This window comes from Paenibacillus sp. Y568, assembly GCF_059445545.1.
Genome location: NZ_JCAIUM010000056.1, coordinates 1 through 1439, shown reverse-complemented (window position 1 = coordinate 1439; position 1439 = coordinate 1). Strand labels below are relative to the sequence as shown.

Here is a 1439-nt window from a genome sequence, read left to right as displayed (position 1 = left end):
TTATGATCTAGTACATTCTGTTAGAGGGAACGCGGAGTGCTGGGAAACTAGCACGCTCCGTGTGGAGCAGGGGAAAAGCTGGAGATCGCATCAAAGGCTTACCTATTGCTACCGATAGTGGAACAACAAAGGAGCAGTTTGCTACGCAGCTGCTCTCTTTCTTTATTAAGCTAAAGGGCAGAATAGTTCCAATTTATGGTATTATGTATTAGAAATATTATTACTTTGAATGGGAATGGAGACTTATGGGATGAGAATGTATACAGACCCTAAAGGTGAAGCTTACGAGCAGGTAATAGATTTGGCAATACGGAACTCGGAATGTTTTGTACTTGGGGAGAAAATTCCGGGTGATGTGGTAAGGAGCCATTACACAAGCGTATTGGAAGCGTTGGAACCTTATCTGGTGAAAACAATCATAATCCAAGGTGATAATAGGGATGAGTTTACACAAATAAGAAATACCTATCGCAGTAATGCCTTTTATACTGCAGGAACCTACTATTTTTATAGATGCTGCGAAGAAAGCGGGTATGTGCTGAAGCAAATGGCAAACCGCCTGTCGGATTGGATTTATCCTAGCCTGCCGGAAGACTTGTGTTTCTTGAAAGAAGGTGGCGGAGACTACCTTTACTCGGTTGTCCATGAACATATGTATGGTATGGAAGTAACTGAGGAAGAAGCAATTGAACTGATGGATCGAATTACAGGGCTTTTTTTGGAATTAAAGTCTCACCGGGACCTGAATCGTCTGCTAGATGATGCCATTAAGCATAAAACCGACCGGCTGTATATAAGCGGACATGGGCTGACAGAGCTGCCTGAGCGAATCCGGGAGCTTACAGAGATGCGTGATCTAGAAATTTTTGAACAGGATCTTTATCGTCTACCCGAAGGGCTGTTCGAATTAAGCAAGCTTGAACGCTTGAAAATCATGACGGCTGATTTGGAGAGTATTCCCGCATCAATAGCCAGACTGAAGAACCTGAGAGAGCTTTGCATCCAATGTGCGAGCTCGGATCGGCCGGCTCCCGGGTATCGGGTTAAGCCGAAGGAAGAGATCAGCCTAAACAGCATCCCACCGGAGATTGGAAAGTTGGAACAACTGGAGCAACTTACGATTCAATACACCTCGATCCATGAGCTACCCCTCGAGCTAGAGAAGCTGAAGCACCTGCGAATCTTGGACTTAGGAATGAGCATGATCAATCGGAAGCCAGATTTCCTCTATGGTATGAAGCAATTGAAATATTTAAATGTGTCACGGGATTCGTTATGGGAAACGATTGAATCAGAACAGTAGCGTAATGCATTACGCTAACGGGACAGTATGACAAGTTCTGTATAAGCGCTTTACAGCGCGAAAAAACAGAGATTTCATGAAATGAAATCTAACTTTACAACCGAGGATGGGAATGACGGAACCATGTATCCTGAAA

The 1439-nt window shown here is 44.0% G+C and carries 1 protein-coding gene; it reads left to right on the top strand.

The window, feature by feature from the left end:
- Positions 1–250: 250 nt before the first annotated feature.
- Complete coding sequence (locus AC1D7X_RS25750; protein ID WP_495476434.1) at positions 251–1303, top strand: leucine-rich repeat domain-containing protein; 1053 nt, start codon at positions 251–253, stop codon at positions 1301–1303.
- Positions 1304–1439: the final 136 nt, after the last annotated feature.

Coding starts and splice junctions, on each gene's coding strand:
- AC1D7X_RS25750 (WP_495476434.1), top strand. CDS start 251: ATGAGAATGTATACAGACCCTAAAGGTGAAGCTTACGAGCAGGTAATA.